The 20599-nt window shown below is 54.9% G+C and carries 18 protein-coding genes and 1 tRNA gene; 11 read left to right on the top strand and 8 right to left on the bottom strand.

Going from position 1 to position 20599, the window contains the following annotated elements:
• Positions 1-25 precede the first annotated feature (25 nt).
• The 3 genes from P8935_RS18190 (at position 26) to P8935_RS18180 (ending at position 3261) form a co-directional block, all read left to right on the top strand.
• Positions 26-406, top strand: coding sequence for a hypothetical protein (locus P8935_RS18190; protein ID WP_348261720.1), 381 nt, complete (start codon positions 26-28; stop codon positions 404-406).
• Positions 407-409: 3 nt separating this feature from the next.
• Entirely contained in the window at positions 410-2299 is a 1890-nt protein-coding gene (locus P8935_RS18185; protein ID WP_348261719.1) for an ABC transporter ATP-binding protein, read from the top strand.
• Between the two features lie 143 nt (positions 2300-2442).
• Positions 2443-3261: an IclR family transcriptional regulator gene (locus P8935_RS18180; RefSeq protein WP_348261718.1), complete on the top strand. Its 819-nt coding sequence runs from the start codon at positions 2443-2445 to the stop codon at positions 3259-3261.
• On the opposite strand, the gene P8935_RS18175 is transcribed toward P8935_RS18180, so the two are convergent.
• Positions 3258-3755: a cupin domain-containing protein gene (locus tag P8935_RS18175; protein WP_348261717.1), complete on the bottom strand. Its 498-nt coding sequence runs from the start codon at positions 3753-3755 to the stop codon at positions 3258-3260. The genes P8935_RS18180 and P8935_RS18175 overlap by 4 nt on opposite strands.
• Before the next feature lie 352 nt (positions 3756-4107).
• Between P8935_RS18175 and P8935_RS18170 the strand changes: the two genes are divergently transcribed.
• The 4 genes from P8935_RS18170 to P8935_RS18155 all read left to right on the top strand — a co-directional run bounded on the left by P8935_RS18170 (position 4108) and on the right by P8935_RS18155 (position 9262).
• Positions 4108-4184, top strand: a tRNA-Asp gene (locus tag P8935_RS18170).
• Positions 4185-4541: 357 nt separating this feature from the next.
• Complete coding sequence (locus P8935_RS18165; protein ID WP_348261716.1) at positions 4542-5264, top strand: DUF190 domain-containing protein; 723 nt, start codon at positions 4542-4544, stop codon at positions 5262-5264.
• Positions 5265-5275: 11 nt separating this feature from the next.
• Positions 5276-5635 carry a DUF190 domain-containing protein gene (locus P8935_RS18160; protein ID WP_348261715.1) on the top strand — a complete coding sequence of 120 codons (360 nt, stop codon included), beginning with the start codon at positions 5276-5278 and terminating at the stop codon, positions 5633-5635.
• Positions 5636-6292: 657 nt separating this feature from the next.
• Positions 6293-9262 (top strand): Ig-like domain-containing protein, encoded by a 2970-nt coding sequence (locus P8935_RS18155; RefSeq protein ID WP_348261714.1) that lies wholly within the window; start codon positions 6293-6295, stop codon positions 9260-9262.
• A gap of 128 nt (positions 9263-9390) precedes the next feature.
• Here P8935_RS18155 and P8935_RS18150 read toward each other — a convergent pair whose 3' ends face one another.
• Both P8935_RS18150 and P8935_RS18145 read right to left on the bottom strand, forming a co-directional pair.
• The gene (locus P8935_RS18150) at positions 9391-10068 is read right to left on the bottom strand and encodes a base excision DNA repair protein (RefSeq protein WP_348261713.1); all 678 of its coding nucleotides are present in this window, start codon (positions 10066-10068) and stop codon (positions 9391-9393) included.
• Between the two features lie 41 nt (positions 10069-10109).
• Positions 10110-10469 (bottom strand): tetratricopeptide repeat protein, encoded by a 360-nt coding sequence (locus tag P8935_RS18145; RefSeq protein WP_348261712.1) that lies wholly within the window; start codon positions 10467-10469, stop codon positions 10110-10112.
• 76 nt (positions 10470-10545) lie between these two features.
• Between P8935_RS18145 and P8935_RS18140 the strand changes: the two genes are divergently transcribed.
• The gene (locus P8935_RS18140; protein WP_348261711.1) at positions 10546-10962 is read left to right on the top strand and encodes a secondary thiamine-phosphate synthase enzyme YjbQ; all 417 of its coding nucleotides are present in this window, start codon (positions 10546-10548) and stop codon (positions 10960-10962) included.
• A 9-nt stretch (positions 10963-10971) separates the two neighbouring features.
• On the opposite strand, the gene P8935_RS18135 is transcribed toward P8935_RS18140, so the two are convergent.
• The 3 genes from P8935_RS18135 to P8935_RS18125 are packed head-to-tail and all read right to left on the bottom strand — an operon-like array spanning position 10972 to position 12913.
• On the bottom strand, positions 10972-11748 hold the full coding sequence (locus tag P8935_RS18135; RefSeq protein ID WP_348261710.1) for a flagellar motor protein MotB: 777 nt from the start codon (positions 11746-11748) through the stop codon (positions 10972-10974).
• A gap of 17 nt (positions 11749-11765) precedes the next feature.
• Complete coding sequence (locus P8935_RS18130; RefSeq protein ID WP_348261709.1) at positions 11766-12539, bottom strand: flagellar motor protein; 774 nt, start codon at positions 12537-12539, stop codon at positions 11766-11768.
• Positions 12540-12580: 41 nt separating this feature from the next.
• Positions 12581-12913, bottom strand: a complete 333-nt coding sequence (locus P8935_RS18125) for a flagellar FlbD family protein (protein WP_348261708.1) — start codon at positions 12911-12913, stop codon at positions 12581-12583.
• A gap of 246 nt (positions 12914-13159) precedes the next feature.
• Between P8935_RS18125 and P8935_RS18120 the strand changes: the two genes are divergently transcribed.
• From P8935_RS18120 to fliS, 3 genes are all read left to right on the top strand, one after another.
• Complete coding sequence (locus P8935_RS18120; RefSeq protein WP_348261707.1) at positions 13160-14359, top strand: flagellin; 1200 nt, start codon at positions 13160-13162, stop codon at positions 14357-14359.
• 164 nt (positions 14360-14523) lie between these two features.
• Positions 14524-15969 (top strand): flagellar filament capping protein FliD, encoded by a 1446-nt coding sequence (gene fliD / locus P8935_RS18115; RefSeq protein WP_348261706.1) that lies wholly within the window; start codon positions 14524-14526, stop codon positions 15967-15969.
• Between the two features lie 10 nt (positions 15970-15979).
• A complete protein-coding gene (fliS, locus tag P8935_RS18110; RefSeq protein ID WP_348261705.1) occupies positions 15980-16450 on the top strand; it encodes a flagellar export chaperone FliS in 471 nt (156 codons plus the stop codon).
• Between the two features lies 1 nt (position 16451).
• Here the strand turns inward: fliS and P8935_RS18105 are convergent, their stop codons facing one another.
• Positions 16452-18203, bottom strand: a complete 1752-nt coding sequence (locus tag P8935_RS18105) for an ABC transporter ATP-binding protein (protein ID WP_348261704.1) — start codon at positions 18201-18203, stop codon at positions 16452-16454.
• 59 nt (positions 18204-18262) lie between these two features.
• Positions 18263-20599, bottom strand: coding sequence for an LPS export ABC transporter permease LptG (lptG, locus tag P8935_RS18100; protein ID WP_348261703.1), 2337 nt, complete (start codon positions 20597-20599; stop codon positions 18263-18265).

The raw sequence follows: 20599 nt of genomic DNA, 5'->3' as shown, positions 1-20599 counted from the left end.
CTCAGCCTCAAGGAGAGGTTTTTGCTTGGCAAAAGTCACACTGGTCTTTGCTCTTCTTTCAATTGCACTTGGTCTGGCCGGATATTTTGGGACGGGCGCCCAGCACGTGACGGCGCTAATTCCCACGTGGTTTGGCGTCGCGCTGGGAGTAGGCGGCTTGTTAGCAATCAGCCCGAGCGAGTCTCGACGCAAACTCTTTATGCACATCAACGTGACAATCGGGCTTGTTGGTTTCGTCGGCGGGGCAATCGAAGCTGTTCGCGGGTATGTGCATGCAAAGTCTGCGGGACTTCAACTAGATGAGATTGCGCTGGCCTCAAAGCTGACAATGACTGGTTTGTTGCTGCTTTACGTGGTCTTGTGCGTGCGGTCTTTTATTGCCGCGCGCCGTTCGGGGAAGGTTTAACAGATGAGCACAATGCGCGGCGGTGGAATGGGGTTGGCACACAGCGCGGAGAGGTCGCCGCGTGGTGGCAGCGCTCGGGCTCGCGCAACCGAGGTGCCGAAGCGCAAGCCGAATCTCAAGGCACTTTGGCCGGAGATCAAGGCGCTGATAGCGCCACGTAAAGGTCTACTGGTTGCGGGGATGGCACTGATGGCCGTCAACCGCGTTGCAGGATTGGTGCTTCCTTATACATCCAAGACTTTGCTGGACAAGGTTCTTTCGCCGACCAATCCCCATCCTGAACTGCTGCCAAAGATTATCGCTCTGGTCTTTTCCGCGATGATCGTTCAGGCAATCACGTCTTTCTCATTGACGCAATTGCTTTCGAAAGCCGGCCAAAGGCTGATTGCCGAGATGCGACGCCAAGTGCAACGGCATGTTGGATTGTTGTCTGTTGCTTACTACGACGAGAACCGGACCGGCACTTTAGTAGCGCGCATCATGTCTGACGTGGAAGGTGTCCGAAATCTGGTGGGCACCGGGCTCGTGGAATTCGTAGGCGGCCTGCTCACCGCAGTTCTGGCATTTGTCTATCTGCTGCATCGCAGCGCTCTTGTTACTCTGACAGTCTTCTCTGTTGTGGGCTTGTTCGTATTCGTCCTGCAATATGCGTTCAAAAAGATCCGGCCCATTTTCCGTGAGAGAGCCAAAATCAACGCGGAAGTCACAGGCCGGCTGACTGAGTCTCTCGGCGGCGTTCGCGTGATTAAGGGCTACCACGCCGAAGAGCGCGAGGCGAGTGTCTTCGGAGTCGGCGTAGAAAGACTGCTGACGAACGTGATGAAGTCGCTGACACTGACCAGCGTGCTTGGATCCGCATCAACCACTGTGCTGGGAATGGTTTCAGCGCTGGTGATGTGGCTAGGTGGCCACGCGGTCTTGAGCCACAGTTGGACCGTCGGCGACTATTTCAGCTACAACATGTTTCTGGCCATCATGGTCATGCCGATCTTTCAGATCGTAAACATTGGAACTCAACTTACTGAAGCTTTCGCAGGGTTAGACCGCACCCGCGAAATCATGGCTGAGCTCGAAGAGAATCAGGATCCCAAGCGCAAATTGAAGATGCCGTCCATCGAAGGCAATGTGCGCTTTGACAAAGTAGAGTTTGCCTATGAAACGGACAAGCCCGTGCTACACGGAATCAGCTTTGAAGCGGAGCAGGGAACAGTGACCGCCCTGGTGGGCTCGTCGGGCTCGGGCAAGTCGACGGTCATCAGCCTGATTTGCGCATTCCACTCACCAACCAGCGGGCAGGTGCTGGTGGACGGAATCGATTTGGCCAGTGTAGATCTGAATACGTACCGGTCCCAACTGGGCGTGGTGCTGCAGGACTCGTTTCTATTTGACGGATCGATTCGCGAGAACATCATGTTTTCCCGTCCGGATGCTACCGAGGAGCAGTTCCTCTTTGCCTGCCGAACGGCGCGTGTCGATGAATTTGCCGAGCGCTTTCCGGATGGTTACGACACAATCGTCGGCGAGCGCGGCGTGAAGCTATCCGGCGGACAGCGGCAGCGGCTTTCAATTGCGCGGGCTCTGCTGGCCCAGCCGAGGATTCTGATCTTGGATGAGGCTACAAGTTCGCTCGATTCCGAGTCAGAAGCAATGATTCAGGCAGGATTGAATCAGTTGATGGTGGGACGGACGACGTTTGTGATTGCCCACCGGCTATCGACAATCCGGCGGGCCGACCAGATTTTGGTTGTGGAGCAGGGAAAAATTGTAGAGCGCGGAAACCACGCGGAGCTGTTTGCGTTGGGTGGACGATACTACGATCTCTACACTCGTCAGCACGGCCTCGAAGAGAATCTGTTCCTTGCTCCCGGCGAAGGGGACGAGGTTCCGGCGTAGGTATCCCATTCATTACATTGCCCGTGTGTTAATCGCTAAAGAGTCTTCCGTCTCGTTCTGGAGAGATTCGTCCCATTTTCTTGACTCTAGTCCCATATCCTGAGAGACTAGAATTGTCTTTATAGACGGAATAGAGGACCAAAATGCGAGACACTGCCCCTCAAGGGACTTATAAAGTTCAAGCGCTGGACCGGGCTTTTGCGGTACTTGATTTGCTGGGAGAGAGCGAGGTTCCCCTAGGACTTGCGCAAGTCGCCTCATCGCTGCAACTCCACAAAAGCACAGCCCACCGCTTCCTGATGGTTCTGGAGCGGCACCGCATGGTGGAGCGCACCACGAGCGGCAAATTCCGGCTTGGTCTGCGGCTCTTTGATTTTGGGAATCGTGCGATCGAGCAATATGATCTTCGCGAGCGTGCCCAGCCCCACCTTCGGCGCCTGGTGGCCGAAACAGAGGAAACCGCGCACCTTTGCATTCTTGAGCAGGCGAGAGTTATCTATATCGACAAGATCGAGCCGGCGCGCTCGGTGCGCATGATCACCCGTGTTGGTTCGAGCAACCCGGTGCACTGCACCTCTGTGGGCAAAGCGATGCTGGCTTTTCTCCCTGAGGACCGGATCAACGAAATCATCCGCCGGACGCGGTTTGAAAAGTTCACGCATCGGACAATTGCCAATGCGGAGGCGTTGCGCACAGAGATCGAAAAAACGCGCCGCCGCGGTTATGCCGTCGATGACGAGGAATTGGAAGAGGGTCTTCGCTGCATCGCGGTTCCACTACTCGACGCGCAACGTCAGCCTGTGGCAGCGGTCAGTGTCTCTGGACCGTCGTTTCGCGTAACGGCGCAGAAACTACCCTCCATCGCCAACCATCTGCTGCAATGCGTCCGTGGCATCTCGATGGACATGGGATTCACAGCAGCTGCGCGCGGAAATCGCCCCGTTGCAGCGTGGACAGCTTAAGGAACCCAGTTCGGGCCGATCAGTGCGCGCAAGTTTTCAGGTGTGGCCCACGGGGCTGCTCCTGAGAAGCGCTTGACCCACGCGGATCCTTCACCGATTTTGACGCGGTCTGGGGTGAACTCGGGCGAAAGCGCATTGGCCATGAGCGCGTACCTCGCGCCTGCATGTAGACGGAGAGCCTTCCAGCATCCTCCTGGAACCGCTACTACGGGCCGTTCGCCGGCTGCCACATCCCTGCCTAAAACGATCTTTTCAACATGGCCATCGGGATGAAAGATGAAGTAATCGACCGGGCCGCCTTCGATGAGGATGTGCGTATCGTCGGGCGCGAGCCAGTGAAGATAGTTGACCGGCCGATCGCTTGTGAGCATGTAGTACACCTGGCTCTGAACACGCAGGGAGCGCCCATCCATTTGAACCCTTTGCGCCGATTCTCCGATCAGACCAAGATATCCTGACTCCTTCGGCAGCACAGAAAGGCGCAGCAGCTGCATAAGTTCGCGTGCGCGAGCATCCGAACCTATCGGTGCGCTAGCAAGAAGGGAAGTGAAGGATATTAAGCTCAGCAAAACGATCAGGTGCCGGACTCGAGGTCGTTTCATAAATGCAGCGTAGATGATCGAAGCTTTGCGTTGACAGGTTTTTTGGATTGAACGGGATCGGGGTCCATGCCGCTGGAGAAATGCCCGTGCCGTACGGCATTGCAGTGGCTCTTTTCTGATACACTCAATGATGTTGCGGAAGCGAAACGCAGCTTGGATTCTGCCTTGAATCCGGCCGCGCAAAGGTGAAGTGAGTGCTGCACTCCTGACCCGCGCACCGGCAACGGTTTTCCAGATTCATTCTGGGGACGTAGCTCAGTTGGTTAGAGCGCTGCCCTGTCACGGCAGAGGTCGCGGGTTCGAGCCCCGTCGTCCCCGCCATACAAAACAAAGAACTTATTCTTGTTTTGGTGGCGGCAAGTCAAGTCACTGAACGATCACAACGAATGGTACAAAAAGCCCCCAAACTTGGGGGCTTTTCCTGTGGGCGGTGCCCGGTCATTCTTCCTTCTTGTGGGAGGATGAGATCCCTCGCCGCTCAGCGGGGGTTACCGCGGCGCTTGAGCACAGTCGGCGCGACTAGACTATCCCCAACAATTGGCGCAAGAACTGAAACATCTGAGCGCCGAACCAAAATGAGCTAGAGCCGGATGGAGCACCGTCTCGTGCACTTGAATTTCTTGTCTCGCGACGCGTTGCATTCCTGAGGGAGGACGTATGTTGAGTGCAGGAAAGGCCATGAAAGTTTCCATCTATCTGAGCGAGGGGTCGAAGCATCACGGGGTTCCCACGTATTCGAGCATCCTCGACTTTCTCTTTTATCGCGGCGTTTCCGGCGCAACTGTCATGAAGGGAATCGCCGGCTTCGGCGCAGATCACCACATGCACTCCGCCAGCACCGTCGAGATTTCAGACCATCTTCCGTTGAAGATCGAATTTATCGAATCGATGGAGAAGGTTAACGAGATTCTTGGAAAGCTGGAAGAGTTGGCTGGCAGCGGAATGATTGAGATTCAGGAAACTACCCTGGCTAAGCCCGCTCAAGTTTCCAAGCCGAAGAACGCTACTCCTCCTGCGCATTTGAAGATAGAGGGCAAGGCGAAGATGATGCGCATTTACATCGGTGAATCCGATCAGTGGAAAAACAAGCCACTCTATAAAGCCTTGGTCGAAGCTATGCGAGCTAACGATATCGCTGGCGTCACCGTCTACCGGGGGATCCTCGGCTACGGCGCAAACCGGCGCATGCACAAGGACAAGGCTCTGCACATGTCGCACGATTGCTCCATTATGCTTTCGACTGTCGATACCGAGGAGAGGCTGAGATCCTTTCTCCCACTGGTCGATCAGATGGTGGAAGAGGGGCTGGTCGTTCTATCAGATGTGGACATCATCAAGTATTCCTACCGCGCACTGAATACAGACGAGTCTGCGAACGGCGCAGGAAGTGCTTCAGTGTGAGCAGAGGCTCAATGATGAAAGACCAATTTCAAGCTCGCATGTTGCGCATTCACTTCGGCGAAGCCGACAAATGGCAGGGCAAGCCACTCCACGAAGCGATTGTCGCCAAATGTATGGAACTGGGGATGGCCGGTGCCACCGTGTATCGAGGCATCGAAGGATATGGTGCCAGCACGCGGATTCATCATGCCAGTCATTGGATGTTCTCAAAAGATGCGCCCATGATGCTAACTGTGATCGACCGTGAGGAGCAGATCGAAAAGCTGATTCCCCATCTAGACGTCATGGTCGAAGAAGGCCTGATTGCGATGTCTCGTGTCGAAGTTATTCGATATTCGCGGACGTCGGAGAATGAAGCGGCAAAATTGTAACTAGACGCGCCCGAGTAGAGGGTATTCTCGTGCTTTCCTCTGGCTGGTGGACATTGTGCAACAATTCCTTCGCGGCAAAATGCCTAATCACTATATCTCTTAAGCAATACGTGTTGATGACTCTCGTAAGGACAGAAACTATTTATTGTCCATGACTCAAACGAATCGGCCTTACTCTTGATGAGGTTCGAAAACAAGGTTCGATTTTTCCCGAATTCCATTCGAACTTACTTAAGTACTGTAACTACGATCTATCGTTCTCGAAAATGATCTATCGCAAAATTGCGATACATGGCTTTCGAGGTTCGATTGTGCCGAACACCAGAGGATTTGACGAGGTCCGGGTAAGTGATTCACTTATCGTGCTATTACCAAGTCAGTCCCGATACACCAAGGTTGTATTTACCCGGCATATGAGAGCCTCTCAGACTGGGAATCGTTGCGAAGTACGGAGATTGTGTAACAGGTTTCCCTTCCGCTTCCAATAACTGCGCTGCAATCCCCGCGCGCATAAGCAGTCGGATCGCGATCAATCGTCGTTGGACTTCATAAACGACGATATGGCGTTTCCCCCGGGCCGCTGAGCGTCCAGTGACGCTTTGGCAGGAATGCGCAGACGGACATGCAATGAATGATTTAGAGGAAGAGGTTCGCGCTATGAAGAAGTTAGGCGTCTTGTTGAGCACGATTTTGATTTTTTGCCTTGGTTTCTCAGGTTGTGGCGGCGGCAGCAGCAAGTCGAATTCCCAGAGCTCGAATGGAACCCCGACCCTTGCTTCGATCACGGTTTACGGCAAGAATGCCGTCACATCTGTTGCCGCGGGGGCTTCTTTGCAATTAGTCGCCCAAGGCAACTACAGCGATGGAACCATCAAAGACATTTCATCGAGTGTGACGTGGTCAACCTCAGACGCCACTGTAGCGACGGCCAGCGCCACCGGCCTCCTGACCAGCAAAAAGGCAGGGTCGGTGATCGCGACTGCAGCCCAGGGTTCGGTTAGCGGCACCATGACGGTGACGGTGAACGGCGCGGCCCTTTCTTCGATTTCTATTTCGGGCGGCTCCCCGGTGGCTGCCGGCGTGAGCGAGCAGCTTACCGCAGAGGGGACGTACACAGATAGCAGTACGCAGGCAATCACCAGCCAGGTGACCTGGCAGAGTTCTGATTCCACCATCGCCACGGTCAGCAGTTCAGGAATGTTGAAATCCCTGAAAGCAGGATCGGTGACGATTTCTGCAACGATGAGTTCGGTTACTGGTAATGCAAGTGTCACAGTCAGCTCTGCTGTCCTCACATCAATCAATGTAGGAACGCCTTCTCCTTCTCTGGCGTCCGGTGGCACCGAGCAACTTACCGCGACCGGAGTGTTTTCGGATAGCACAACGCAGCCGATCACCACGCAGGTGGTGTGGGGATCGTCGGACTCGACCGTAGCGGTGGTGAATAGCGTCGGTCTTCTGACTGCCCTCAAGGCTGGGTCGGTCACCGTGACGGCATCCATGAGCGGCGTTTCGGGGACAGGCAATGTAGTGGTGAACGCTCCTTCGCTTGTGTCGATCACCGTTGCGCCAGTCGCGTTCACAATAGCGTCCGGCCAGAGCAAGCAGTTATCTGCAATGGGCGTTTACAGCGATGGCACTTCGAGCGACGTGACCAGCCAGGCTACCTGGACCGCTGCGAGCACCGCGTATGCGACGGTTAGTTCGTCGGGATTGGTGACGGGCGTGGCAGCGGGCGGTTCAACGATCACGGCGACGATTGGATCCAAGTCAGGGTCGGCTGTTGCCACTGTGACCTCCGCATTGTTGTTGTCCATCATGGTGACTCCCGCGACGGCATCCATCGCAACAGGCCAGACACAAGCATTTACTGCGAACGGTATTTTCTCAGATGGCAGCACGACCGACATCACCAACAGCGTGACATGGAGTTCCAACGCCACAAACTTTGCCACGATCGACCAGACAGGCCTCGCTACTGGTGTAAGCACGGGCGCGGCAATGATTACGGCAAGTTCCGGAACAGCTACGCCTGGAATGGCGGCTCTCACGGTGACGGCGGCAGTTTTGACTGAGATCGATATTGCCCCTGACGGCCAGTACATCCCGGTTGGTGGTCAATACCCGTTGGCGCTGACTGGCACTTACAGTGACAACAGCACGCAGACCATCACGAACGCGACCTGGTCGTCGTCCGATTCGACACTTGCATCTGTTGATCCAAACACTGGCATCGTTACGGGAGTTGCAAACAGCAATAACAACCCGGTCACGATTACCGCAAGCTACGGTGGCATGACGAATACCACCACCGTTTACATCACCTCTGCTGTACCGGAGTCGCTGCAGATCACACCTGCGACTGCCTCGATTGCCAGCGGGACCACGCAGCAATATGCCGTGAACGTGGTTTACAGCGATGGAAGCATCCAGCCTGTGACGGCCGGACTCTCCTGGTTGTCATCTCTGCCTTCGGTTGCCGGAATTGACTCCAACGGACTGGCGACTGGATTTACGCCGGGGCAGGCGACAATCACGGTTGCTTTCGATTCGATGACGGCGACGGCTTCGTTGACGGTGACTTCGGCAACCCTGTCGAACATCGTTGTAACTCCAGTGTCGACGGTGGTCGGCATCAACGGCAACGTTCAGTACACGGCAACCGGAGTCTTCACAGACAACAGCACGCAGGACCTGACATCGCAGGTGATCTGGAGCTCGTCGAATGCGTCGTTTGCATTGATCAACGCAGGCGGTCTGGCAAACGGTATCAGCGCTGGCGTTACGACGATTACTGCCACGTCGGGCAGCATAAGCGGTTCGGCAACGCTGACTGTCACGACAGCGACCCTGGTGGGAATCAAGATCACGCCTGACAGTCCAACTGTGCCACCGCATTCAAAGGTGCAACTGACAGCGATTGGCACTTTCAGCGATGGTTCGCAGATCGTGCTCTCCGGAGTGTCATGGCATACCAGCTCAGCCCGGTATGCGATGGTCAACGGGAGCGGCGTTCTGCGCACCAAGAAAGCTACAAATCAACCTGTGGTCGTGTATGCCAGGCTCAATGGGATCACCGGCCAAACCAACGTCAATATCACGTCGATGACGATACAGTCACTTGCGATCACTCCGTCTCCGGCAACGGTTGCAATGGGTACTACGGTGCCCTTTGCACTGACTGCCACGCTGAGTGACGGCGTCACCACGGTAGATCTAACAGCATCTGCTCGCTGGCAAACCTCGAATTACCAGGATGCAGTGATCAACCGGCAAGGCATCGCAACCGGAATAGCTGCCGGATCTGTAACCATCACCGGCTCTGTCAACGGTCAGACGCCGGCGACAGCGACACTGACGGTTTCGAATGCGACAATTCAATCGATCACCGTAACCCCGGCAAACCCAACCATCGCGCTCGGCGCCCTGCAACAATTTGCTGCGAGCGGGCTGTTCAGCGATGGTTCAACCCAGGACATCACTTCAATTGCAACGTGGACGTCGTCCGCGCCGACTGTTGCGGTGGTAAATCAGAAGGGCGTCGCATCCAGCGTCACCCATGGACAGACGAGCGTTACGGCGACTTTGAATGGCACTCCGGGATCGACCATCCTGAGCGTCAATTAACGTTGGAAGGTTGTACGCGTTCCCCCGATCGCGTAGAAAGCAGCAAGGGCTCACTCCCACCAGAGTGAGCCCTTGCTGTCATTTGCGAAAAACTTAGTGGCGAGAGCTGATGACCGAGAAGTTTGGAGTCAATGGTGCTTCATGGCTTTTTGGACATACTGCAAATCGTCAGCCAGGGGGCATCCTTCACAACTCGGCGTTTTACCGCAGTGTGCTTTGCCGACGGCGACTGTCAGCGCATGAAAATCGTTGAACATCTTCGCCTGTATTTCAATTGGGTCGTGGCAGAAAGCCTTGCGGGTGAGTTGAACGAGGGATTCGTATCCGCTTCGATTCTTCGCGGGTTCTGGAAAAATCAATTTATGCCGGGTCGCAATCCGGCCGAGGTACTCGTCCGCAACAGGAACCGGGTGGTTAAGGGCGTAGAGAAGAATGGCGTCGGCCGTCTCAGGACCTACGCCGGGCAATGCAAGCAGCCGATTGCGTATGGCCGCAGTCTGACCCGCCGCCAGCCGTTCAAGTGAACCGTCGAATTCGGCATCGAGCATTGTGACGAAGGCCTTGAGCGCCGGCGCTTTGCGCGTGTGAAAGCCCGAAGGACGAACCAGATCCTGCAACCTTTCAACGGAGGTATCTCGAATCCCCTCGATCGTGAGCGCCTCGGCATTACGGAGATTGGCAAGCGATACCTCTACCGCTTTCCACGAGGTGTTCTGCGTGAGATAGGCGCCAAGGATTACCTCGAAAGTTGTTTCTGCGGGCCACCAGTGCTGGGGTCCATAAGCCCGCTCGAGGTAATCGTGCATCCTGCGCAATCGCCGGCCAGGATCGTGCCGTGATTGCTTCGTCACCGCAGATCGTCCGGGTCGGTTGATCTTTGAAGTTGAGACTTCCACTCCAAGATTCGCGCTCGCGCTGCCGCCGCTTCAGCTTCTGGAACGTGACCGCCCTGTTGTAGAGAGATGGACAGCGCAGTGTGGGCCAGGGGATCGTTCGGTGTCAACGCGGTAAGTGCGAGTGCCGCAGCCACTGATTGTTCAATCCGTCCAGCATCGCGCAAGGCCCGAATGAGCCCGTGGTGCGCCTCAAAGTAGTTGGGATCAGCGGAAATAGCCGCTCGAAAGCTATGAACTGCTTCAGCTGCGGAACCCGCAGCCAGTTGATTGAGCCCATCCTGGGATAGGCGTTCTGCTTCGTTTGAGCTCATTCCGGTCACGCCTTTCTTTAGGATAAGGCTAGAGCGTCACGCCGCCAACGGCCAGCTCGCTGGCAGGAGCCAAACCATGAAAAGCCATACTGAGTATCTGATCTTTGAAACTAAAGAGCGCCGCGAGATTGTGCACATTACCGATCAGGTGGAGCAGATCGTAAAGCGCAGTGGAGTCAAGGACGGACTATGCTTCGTTTCTCCCATGCACATCACCGCCGCGGTTTACGTGAATGATCATGAAAGCGGCCTGATCGAGGATATTGGCAAATGGCTCGAAGAATTGGCGCCCGCTCGACCGGACTACAAGCATCATCAGACCGGGGAGGACAACGGAGACGCTCATCTTAAATCGCTTCTTCTGCATCACGAAACGACCGTGCCCGTAACAGACGGCCGCCTCGATCTTGGGACGTGGCAGCGCGTGTTTTATGCCGAGTTCGATGGACAGCGTCGCAAACGCGTCATTGTAAAGGTACTCGGCATCACTTAGAATTTCGTCTCACTGGCTGGTAAGCTTGCGCCAGCTCGACTTGTCTTCCGCATCATCAGATGAAATATCAAGCACCGCGCGCGGCATCACGACTATATCCACGCGCCGGTTTTGCGCTCGCCCTTCGATACTGTCGTTACTGACGACGGGATGATATTCAGCGTATCCGGCTGCGGAGATTTGTTGGGGAGATATGGCATCCATCTGCAGCAACAGGCGTGCGATGTGGGTTGCGCGAGATGAGGAAAGTTCCCAGTTTGAATCAAATTCTGGAGTGTGGATTGGAATCGTGTCGGTGTGTCCCTCAATTCGGAGATCGTAATGGCAGTTCTCGAGAGACTCCGAAATCTGGTGAAGAGTACCCATCGTTTCTGGCCGAGGGATCGCGGAACCCGAATCAAAGAAACCCGCTTCGCGCAAACTGACAACTAGCCCTCCGCGACCCAGTTGGATAGAAACCGTTCCTCGAGCAAGCTGACCTGAAAGCCTTTTTTGAAGATCTCTGCGAATGGATTCAAGATTGGTTCGGACTTCGACATCTGAGTTCACCTGAACTGCAAATTGAAAAGGATCAGCGAATACATACGACTTATTCGACTCAAAGCTAGTTCGGGATCTCGGAAGAGTTGCCGCAATACTGAGCGACTGAAACCCGGAATCGATCGCAGCGGATACCTGTGCATGTTTCTTCTGGTCCGCCTTTGAGAAGGCATATAGAACAACGAAGAACGCGAAGAGCAGGGTAATGAAATCAGCGTAGGACACCAGCCAGCGTTCGTGATTCACTTTGGAGCGGTGTGTTCTCACGCCAACTGTTCCTTTTTTCCCGGCTCTGTGTCCTTGAAGAATCCAGATAATTTCATCGCAAGCATGCGGGGATTCATCCCCTCAAGTATCGAAATGACACCTTCAAGCATCATTTCTCGACGCTGCTGGTCGTCTCGTAGGTGTATGCGAATCTTACCGGCGAAAGGCACGAAGAAAAGATTGGCAATGCCGACACCGTAAATCGTGGCGACGAATGCTACCGCAATCCCCCGGCCCACTTCCTGAATGTTATCGAGGTGCTGCATCACCTGGATAAGTCCCAGTACCGCACCGAGGATACCGATGGTGGGTGAGAAGCCGCCTGCCGACTCGAACACCTGGGGAAGACGCTCTTCGCGCTCAGATGCACAATCGAGAGCGACCCGCATGATCTTGCGCAATTCGGCTGGTTCGGTTCCATCCACAGCCAACATCAGCGACTGCCTTAGAAATGGATCTGTAATCTGAGTGAGATCAGCGTCTAACGAAACCACTCCATCGCGGCGCGCCTTGTTTGCAATTGAAATGAGAAGTTGGATGAGTTCATGGTTCTCCTTCTGGGGAGCAACAAACACTTGCGCCATACTGCGGAAAGCGGCTGCGACCGTGCTCAATGGAAACTGCAGGAGGACCGCTCCCATAGTCCCTCCGAAGACGATAAGGGCGGCGGTCGGCTGAAGGATCTGGCTGATCTTGCCCCCCTCCATCCAGAGACCCGCCATAATACCGAAGATCGCCAGCATTACACCGCCAATGCTTCCCTTATCCATGCATCACACCTCAGGGATGATGCGGTTGTGACTTTGAGTGTTCATAGACCCTTATCCTCGTGCTGTTGTTCAATGCACGAATCAATGGGATCGGGGCACGAATCAGGGTCACCTAATTCGCTGGCGAACTCAAGGCTCGTTAAGGCCGAGGCACGCCGCAGGGTATCGACCGGCGAAAGCTTTCTGGCAACGGTGGCCAGCAAGACTGCCCGGTACGCCAATACGCGATCAAGCACGTCGCTCAGCCCTTCGCGCACAATTAGTTTCTCTCCATTGATCAAAGTAAGCATGGTGTCAGGAGAAGCCTCCGCGGTTTTGATCAGGTCGCTGTTCAGCAGCATCGGAGTGCCATTAAGGCGCGTAAGTTCGATCATGGCGACACGGTCCTATGGCGAATCTCTCACCTTCTTATCGGCAAGAGATGGCGGGAAGATAACTGGAACGACAATCGCTAGATCTCTTGAAAAAATCTGTAAAGTCCATCGAAGGGTCGCCGATGAAGCCAGTGAGCGACGTGGTTCCTACTCCAAGGTGATCCGGCGGGCGGCAAGAACTGAAGCGTCCCGGAAAGACACCCGAAGCAGGGAACCCGAATCAGTTAGCTCAAAAGGAGAACTTCAATGGCTTTGGGTGTCCTGAATAACATTTCTGCAATCTATGCACAGAACAATCTGAGTAATACGCAGGCTTCTCTGTCCAAAACCCTTCAACAGTTGTCTTCTGGATCGCGCATCAACTCCGGCGCCGATGACGCTGCCGGCCTTTCATTGGCCAACGGTCTCCAAGCTTCGTCCACAGCGCTTACCCAGTCTGCCAAGAACGCGTCGGAAGGCGTTGATTTCTTGCAAGTGGCTGACGGAGCATTGTCTCAGGTCACCAGCCTGCTCAACCGGTCTATTACGTTGGCGACAGAGGCGTCAAACGGAACGCTGAATGGAACTCAACAGGGTGCAGCGGATTCTGAGTATCAAAAGATTTTGACAGAGATCAACACTATCGGGACAAACACGGAATATAACGGCATCAACGTCTTCAACAATGCTGCTAACGTCTATACTTCCGACGGTAGCACAACTCAAACCTACGCTGGTGCGGCGTTAGGTGCCTTTAGCGCAGGGGCCATCGGCCTGGGAGGCACCGTGCTTAACGTGGTGGTTGGTAACACCGCAGTAGGGACGGGATCGGGTGGAATGGATTCGCTCGGAAATACCATTGGAGCGAATGATCTCGTGATGACAGATGGCTCCGGCAGCAACCCAACTTACGATCTGACTGCTCTGGGTGTTGTAGGTGCTTCCACTGGTACAACTGCTTTTGCATTTTCAGGAACTTCTGGTGCATATTCCGCGAGAGACATAACAGGATCTGATATTGCTGCCGCATCTGTTGCCGGAACAGATTATGCAGGTAACGCGATTACTGCGGGCGACGCGGTTTACACGGACGGTGCAGGGAACATGTATGACCTTGGTACGACTGCTGCTACGACTTCGTTTACCCCGACAGGAGGGAACGCCGCTACAAGTCTTGCAAGCGCATCCGGAGCACAGGCCGCTCTCTCGTTGATCAACACAGCAATTAAGACCGTCGCTGCCGACCGCGGAACGCTTGGCGCAAACATCAATACGTTGAGTGCAGTCGGCAACGTGATGACTATGCAGTCCACTAACACACTCGCGGCCGAAAATGACGTGACAGCCACCGACTACGGCCAGGCCACGTCGGATATGTCGAAGTTCCAGATCCTGAGCCAGACTGGCATCGCAGCTCTGTCGCAGGCTAACCAGTCGCAACAGCTGATCACCAAGTTGCTCCAGTAGCCCCGGAGCGTCAACGTTGAATGCAGAAGCAGGGCGGGGAAGGCAGCGAATTTGCGGCGTTCCCCACTTTGCCTTGCTACCAAAAGCCATTGCTTTAGGATTTCTAATTGTGCTTGGCCCGCGTTGGTCCTTGATCTGATTGTGACGGTTCACGGAGGAAGAGCATGGGGGCAGTCGGTCTGAGTTTTGGCTCGGCTACGAGCGGTCAGGGATTCGATGTGACCACGACCGTCAACCAGATTGTGACCAATCTGCAGGCCGTAGAGACGCCTTGGAAGACACAGTTAACGGCGCTTACGAGCAAGGACACAACGCTTACCAGCCTGGGAACGCAATTATCTACCTTATCAACCGACCTGCAGACCCTTACTGACTTCAGCGGCACCATGGCGTACAAAACGGGGTCAAGTTCAGATACAAACGTGCTCACGTTGTCATCCGCCAGCGCAACTGCTGTTGCAGGCACCCACACCATCTCGGTTCAGAATTTGGCACAGACTTCCAGCGCTGCCTCGGATGCGGTAAAAGCGTCGGACACGCTCACAGGCGGCATCACTTTCAAGGTTGGATCGGGAAATTGGCAAACGGTTAACGTCGGGGATGGTTCCAGCGCAGCCACGCTTTCTGGTCTCTCCGGGGCGATCAACAACGCTAATCTTGGCGTAACGGCCAGTGTGCTGACCAATGCGGATGGCACCGAGAGACTCTCACTAGTGAGCCAAACCAGCGGCTCCGCTGGGCAAATCACGATTGCCGACACGATGAGCGACCCCGCGAGTCCCACTACTCTTGCGGACTCTACGGTCGCCAATACTAAGACGGGGCTGGGGCTGGCGACCATTCAGAATGGCCTCGATGCCACAATGACAGTCGATGGAGTCACCGGAATCACCAGCGCCTCGAATACGGTGACCGCTGCGATCCCGGGCGTGACCTTTCAATTGCTCTCGACTGGGACTGCAAGTTCAATGGGGACATCAGAGGCGGTGCAGGTAGTCATCGATAACGATACGACGAGCATTGAGACGGCGATCAACACGTTTGTGACGGACTACAACGCTACGATGAAGGCCATCAATGCCCAGGAGGGCAAAGACTCATCTGGAAATCCAGAGCCGCTATATGGCACATCTGTTTTGGCGCAGTTGCAGGAGGGCTTGCTTTCGGCAGTGAGTTCATCCTTCGGCTCCAACTCCATCAATTCGCTGATTTCACTTGGTATCACCGCAAATGCAAGCGCAGACGGCACGATCAGTCTCGACGCAGACAAGCTTAGCAGCGCGCTGAACAGCAATTTCAATCAGGTGGTCTCGCTGTTTCAAGACACAGGGAGTTTTGGTGCGTCTTTTACGAATACGTTGAATGGTCTTGGCAATAGCAGCGCTGACGGAGGCGCGATCAGTCTGGCCCTCAGTGAGAACAGCAGCCAGGAAACCACGTTAAATGACAATGTCTCCAAGCAGGAGGCATTGATTGCCACGCAGAAGGCAAGGCTGACAACGGAGCTGAATACCGCCAATCAGATTTTGCAATCGATTCCAGAAATGATTCAGCAGGTCAGCGAGATGTATAGCGCTGTCACCGGCTACAGCCGGAATCAGAACGGCTAGGAGCATTAGCATGGATGCGTATCGGGCACACTCTCTTGAGGGAGCCTCCGGAGTTGAACTCACCATCGCACTCTACGACGGCATCATTCGCTTCATGCACAATGCCGCGGAGGCAGTGGGCCGGAAGGACGTAGAAGCGCGTCGCGCGGCGGTGAAGCGGGCGATGGACATCGTTGTTCGTCTACAGGCGACGCTCGACAAGGAAGTCGGTGGCAACGCCGCTGAGTCCCTCTCCGATTTCTATGTTGCCATGTTTGCACTGATGCTTCAGGGTTCGCAGCAGAATTCCAGGACAAAATTCGAGCAGGTAATTGCCAATGTGCGCAACGTGCGGGACGCCTGGAAGCAAGTCTTTGCAGATTCTCATGACAGTCAGATTAACCCCGGTCAATTGACGGGCGGGATCTCTTCAAGTCCCGCAACGGGTGCCACCTGGATGTCTCGCACCGAGACGCATGCTGCGGGCAACTGGACGGCCTGAATTAGCCGGCGACCGTCAGTTCTTCTTCCAGTTGCTGTTTCTGGTAGAGACTCGCATAGTAGCCATCAAGCGCCAGTAACTCATCGTGGCGGCCTATCTCCACAATCTTGCCATGATCCAACACCGCGATCTGGTCAGCATTGCGCACAGTTGATACGCGGTGCGAAATCAGAATCGTGGTGGATGTAGTCGTGTAGTTGCGCAATCCACCCAGAATGCGTTCCTCGGTATAAGTATCGACGCTGGCGAGGGCGTCATCTAATACCAATATCGCGGGTCGCCGTAGCAGCGCGCGCGCAATAGCCAGGCGTTGCTTCTGGCCGCCCGACAGCGTCATACCGCGTTCGCCTACCATCGTCTCGAATCCCTGCGGAAAATCCTCGAATTCACGTCGGATATGTGCGGCTTCAGCTGCCTGCAGAAGTTCTTCATCGGAACTGGCCGAGACGCCGAAGGCAAGATTCTCGCGGATCGTCTCGCTGAATAGAAAAGTTTCTTGTGGCACGATTCCCAGGTTGCGACGCACCACTTCCAACGGATACTTGCGAATCGGGCGCCCATCCATGCACAAGGAACCTTCCGGCGCTTCGTACAGACGAGCGATGAGGTTAACCAGAGTCGTTTTTCCTGACCCCGTTGGTCCTACAATAGCGAGGCTCGACCCTGCAGGAATCTTGAGGGAGATGTCGCGCAGAACCTGCGTCTCGCCGTAACTGAAATTTAGATTGCGAAACTCGATCTCTCCGCGAAGAAGAGCATCGCCGGAAATCGCCGGATCAGCCTCGCTATCGTCGATTCCGGGAACCGCACGCAGGATTTCATCGATACGTTTCACCGAGGCTGTTCCACGTTGAAAGAGATTAACGACCCAGCCCACAGCGATGATGGGCCAGATCAGCAGGATCATGTAGGTGTTGAATGCCACGAAATCGCCAGGCGTGATGCGGTGTGCGACCACCTCGTGACCACCAACGAGCAGCGTGATGATCATGGCTATGCCCAGGATGAACTCGAGTGTCGGCCACAACATGCCCATCAGTTGGACCAGACCCTGGGCCCGATGAATATATTGGCGATTCAATTTTTCGAACAGGCTCATCTGCGATTGTTCGCGTCCGAATGCCCGAACCAGTCGCGCGCCTGAATAATTCTCTTGAGCCTGCGACGATATCTCGGAGAAGCTTTCCTGAATCTTCTCGAAGCGATCGTGAATTTTGCGGCCGAAGTATTGAACCAGAATGCTGGCCAGCGGCATTGGAGCCCACGCCACAAGTGTCAACCACGGACTGATGCGAAGGAGAAAATAAAGGGCGCCTACCGTAAAAAACACCGTGTTAGCGCTGTACATCAGGGCCGGACCCAGCAGCATACGCACCGCGTTCAGATCATTGGTCATCCGGGCCATAACGTCGCCGGTGCGGTATTTCTGGTAGAAGTTTGCGTCCTGCCGCTCCAGTTGCAGAAAAAGGTCGTTGCGAAGATCGAACTCGATCTCCCGAGAAATTCCAATCAGGATCCAGCGCTGGGCGTAGAGGAAAATTCCCTTAACGATGTAAATTCCGATGAACACGCAGGCCAGAAAAACGATGCGCTCGCGGGAAACTCCGCGTTCCAGTTCATCAATTGTTTTTCTTAAAATCTGCGGCCCCTGGACTGCCGCTATATTCGTGGCGATGCATGCTAGCGTACCCCAAAGGTAGCCCCAACGATAACGGCGCATATAGCGGAGCAGCGGGCCCAGTTCGCGAAGCATATTTCCATTGTACGGGGCATGATGCTAGCCGTCGATTGGGTCTTCTGTGAATCGAATGCTCAAGTCGGAGTTCTAAGCAGTAGGTAACCGCCGGCCAACCCAAACAGGATATCGGGGGACCAGGCAGCCAGCGCGGCAGGAAGGTAATTCACGTTGCCCATAGCGCTGAACAAGCCGTCCACAACCCAATACGCGAGAGCCACCGATATGGCCACAGCGATGCCGGTAAGGGAGCCCCGACGCCCCATGGAAAGCGCAAAAGGGATCGCCAGCACGGCCATGACGATCGCGATGAGCGGATAAGCAAGCTTGTGCCACAAGGCCACCCGCAGGCGCATGGTGTCGAACCCGCTCTGGCGCAGGTCGCGAATATAGCCATCAAGCTGGCTGAAGTTCATCTCCTGAGATTGCAGGTTTTCTTTCTTGAAATACCCCGGATCCTCTTGAATCTCCGCAAAGCTGGTGCTCGTAAACTCGCTGTACTCCGAGTTGTTACCTTCGATGTTTCTCACCCAACCATTGTGGAATCGCCAGGTTTCGGTTCGCTCATCCCACACTGCCCGCGATGCGAAGATTCTTCGCGACAATGCAAACGTTGAGGGATTGAATTCGAAGATCGAGAGATTGACGAAGGCATCATCATCCGCGTCGAAGAACTGGTAGTAAAAAATGTGTCCCTGCTCGCCCGGACGTGATTGGCCGAACATCCACTTTTGTTCAGGATGCAGAAAGGTCTGTGGTGGTCTGCCCTTGATGGTGCTTCGCAGCGCTTCCTGGCGACGGTTCGCCGAGGGAAGGTAATAGTCATCGAACATGAACAGGCAGATGGCCAGAACCGCCGAGATTGAGACAATTGGAACTACCAGACGGTACAGGCTAATCCCCGTGGCCTTCATGGCCACAATTTCGCTATGGCGATTCAGTACACCAAAAGTTACGAGGGCAGCGATCAGGACGGCAAGCGGTGTGATCTGGTAGACCATGCTGGGCGCTAGGTTGAAGAGGTAATCCCCCACTGTCCCGAGCGCGATGTGATTGCGAATGATATCTCCGACCAGCTCAAAGAACGTGAAAACCAGCATGAGCATGACGAAGCTCGTCAGTACAAGCACAAACATGCCGAAGAACTCGCGTACTACGTAAGCGTCAAGAAGGCGCGGGAAGAGTCCACGCGAAACAATGCGGACAGAACGCGGCTGAAATTTTTCGAGCAAGTGCGAAAGATGTGCCCCATTTGTCTTTACGGGAATACGGGGTTTGGGCGCGCGCGAAACCAAGTTCGCGATTGAGCTGAGAACGCGGCCCCCGCTGGCCATCTGCCAAAGAAGGAAGCTGCCGCCAGCGGCAAAAAGCAAATTGGCCATCCACACTCCGAGGAAAGGCGAGAGCTTGCCTTGCCGGCTTAGCGCTATCCCGGTGTAGGAAAGAATGTAGTAAAGCAGCACCAGCAGTACGGTGAAAACCAGTCCTGAACTTTTTCCGCCCCGTCGCGAAATGACTCCGAGAGGCACCCCGACAAGCATGAGAACCAGACATGCAACCGGGTACGAAAACCTCGTATGCAACTCGAGAAGGAATCTCCTTCCATCCGGTCCACGCGTGCGCTCCTCCAGCGCGCGCATCGGCAACGCGTAGATCGCTGTATCCATGCGGCCCAGGTGCATTTCGCTCTGAGGACTTAGCGAGAGCGGCAGATCTGTCTTCTGGAAGGTGGAAATGTTGTATTGCGTCGGCTGTCCTGCAACGGTCTCATGTCGGGATCCATCGCGAAGCCTCATCAAGAGCTCCAGCGTCGAATCATTCACTACCGTTGCTGATGCGGCGGTTGTGATGATCGGGTTGCCAGGATCAGTGACATCAGCCATAAAGACCTGATCCCAGTTCGAGGCGCCAGTGCCTCCGCGCACATTTTGTACATAGAGAACGGCGTTGCGGAAATCCTCATAAAAAACGCGCGGCTGAATCTCGTACGATGCCTGGGAAGTCTCCAGTTCCTGCTGCATCTCGAGGATGGCTCGGTTAGCGCGCGGCGCAATGAAGAGAGAATTCACCAGCCCCAGCAGGGTCCCGCCGATCGCAACCACTGAAGCGACTCGTACAAAGTAACCGATGCCCAAACCTGAAGCGCGCATCGCAATGATTTCGCTATCAGCTGCCAGGCGGCTAAGTCCCAGGAGAATGCCGACGAGCACGGCCATCGGGATTGTGACTTTGAATGTATTCGGAAGATTGAAAACGAAAACTTCAGCGATGCTTTCAAACGTTGAACTATTGCGAACCACCGCCTCAAGGATGTGGTTCAGATCGCGCATGAACAGGATGAACGTGAAAATTGCGCAACCGATGAGCGTGTAGGAGAGAATCTCGCCGAGGATGTAGCGGGTGAGGATGCGCAC

This window comes from Telmatobacter sp. DSM 110680 (assembly GCF_039994875.1).
GTDB lineage: Bacteria > Acidobacteriota > Terriglobia > Terriglobales > Acidobacteriaceae > Telmatobacter.
The sequence above is the reverse complement of the archived record's forward strand: the minus strand, read 5'-3'. Positions and strand labels throughout refer to the sequence as shown.

What these genes read in the sequence shown, in the direction of transcription:
- P8935_RS18185 (WP_348261719.1), top strand. Translation starts at nt 410, where the DNA reads ATGAGCACAATGCGCGGCGGTGGAATGGGGTTGGCACACAGCGCGGAG.
- P8935_RS18120 (WP_348261707.1), top strand. Translation starts at nt 13,160, where the DNA reads ATGGCTTTGGGTGTCCTGAATAACATTTCTGCAATCTATGCACAGAAC.
- P8935_RS18145 (WP_348261712.1), bottom strand. Translation starts at nt 10,469, where the DNA reads ATGAGCTCAAACGAAGCAGAACGCCTATCCCAGGATGGGCTCAATCAA.
- P8935_RS18105 (WP_348261704.1), bottom strand. Translation starts at nt 18,203, where the DNA reads ATGCTTCGCGAACTGGGCCCGCTGCTCCGCTATATGCGCCGTTATCGT.
- P8935_RS18165 (WP_348261716.1), top strand. Translation starts at nt 4,542, where the DNA reads ATGAAAGTTTCCATCTATCTGAGCGAGGGGTCGAAGCATCACGGGGTT.
- fliD (WP_348261706.1), top strand. Translation starts at nt 14,524, where the DNA reads ATGGGGGCAGTCGGTCTGAGTTTTGGCTCGGCTACGAGCGGTCAGGGA.
- fliS (WP_348261705.1), top strand. Translation starts at nt 15,980, where the DNA reads ATGGATGCGTATCGGGCACACTCTCTTGAGGGAGCCTCCGGAGTTGAA.
- P8935_RS18180 (WP_348261718.1), top strand. Translation starts at nt 2,443, where the DNA reads ATGCGAGACACTGCCCCTCAAGGGACTTATAAAGTTCAAGCGCTGGAC.
- P8935_RS18160 (WP_348261715.1), top strand. Translation starts at nt 5,276, where the DNA reads ATGATGAAAGACCAATTTCAAGCTCGCATGTTGCGCATTCACTTCGGC.
- P8935_RS18140 (WP_348261711.1), top strand. Translation starts at nt 10,546, where the DNA reads ATGAAAAGCCATACTGAGTATCTGATCTTTGAAACTAAAGAGCGCCGC.
- P8935_RS18125 (WP_348261708.1), bottom strand. Translation starts at nt 12,913, where the DNA reads ATGATCGAACTTACGCGCCTTAATGGCACTCCGATGCTGCTGAACAGC.
- P8935_RS18175 (WP_348261717.1), bottom strand. Translation starts at nt 3,755, where the DNA reads ATGCAGCTGCTGCGCCTTTCTGTGCTGCCGAAGGAGTCAGGATATCTT.
- P8935_RS18130 (WP_348261709.1), bottom strand. Translation starts at nt 12,539, where the DNA reads ATGGATAAGGGAAGCATTGGCGGTGTAATGCTGGCGATCTTCGGTATT.
- P8935_RS18155 (WP_348261714.1), top strand. Translation starts at nt 6,293, where the DNA reads ATGAAGAAGTTAGGCGTCTTGTTGAGCACGATTTTGATTTTTTGCCTT.
- P8935_RS18150 (WP_348261713.1), bottom strand. Translation starts at nt 10,068, where the DNA reads ATGCACGATTACCTCGAGCGGGCTTATGGACCCCAGCACTGGTGGCCC.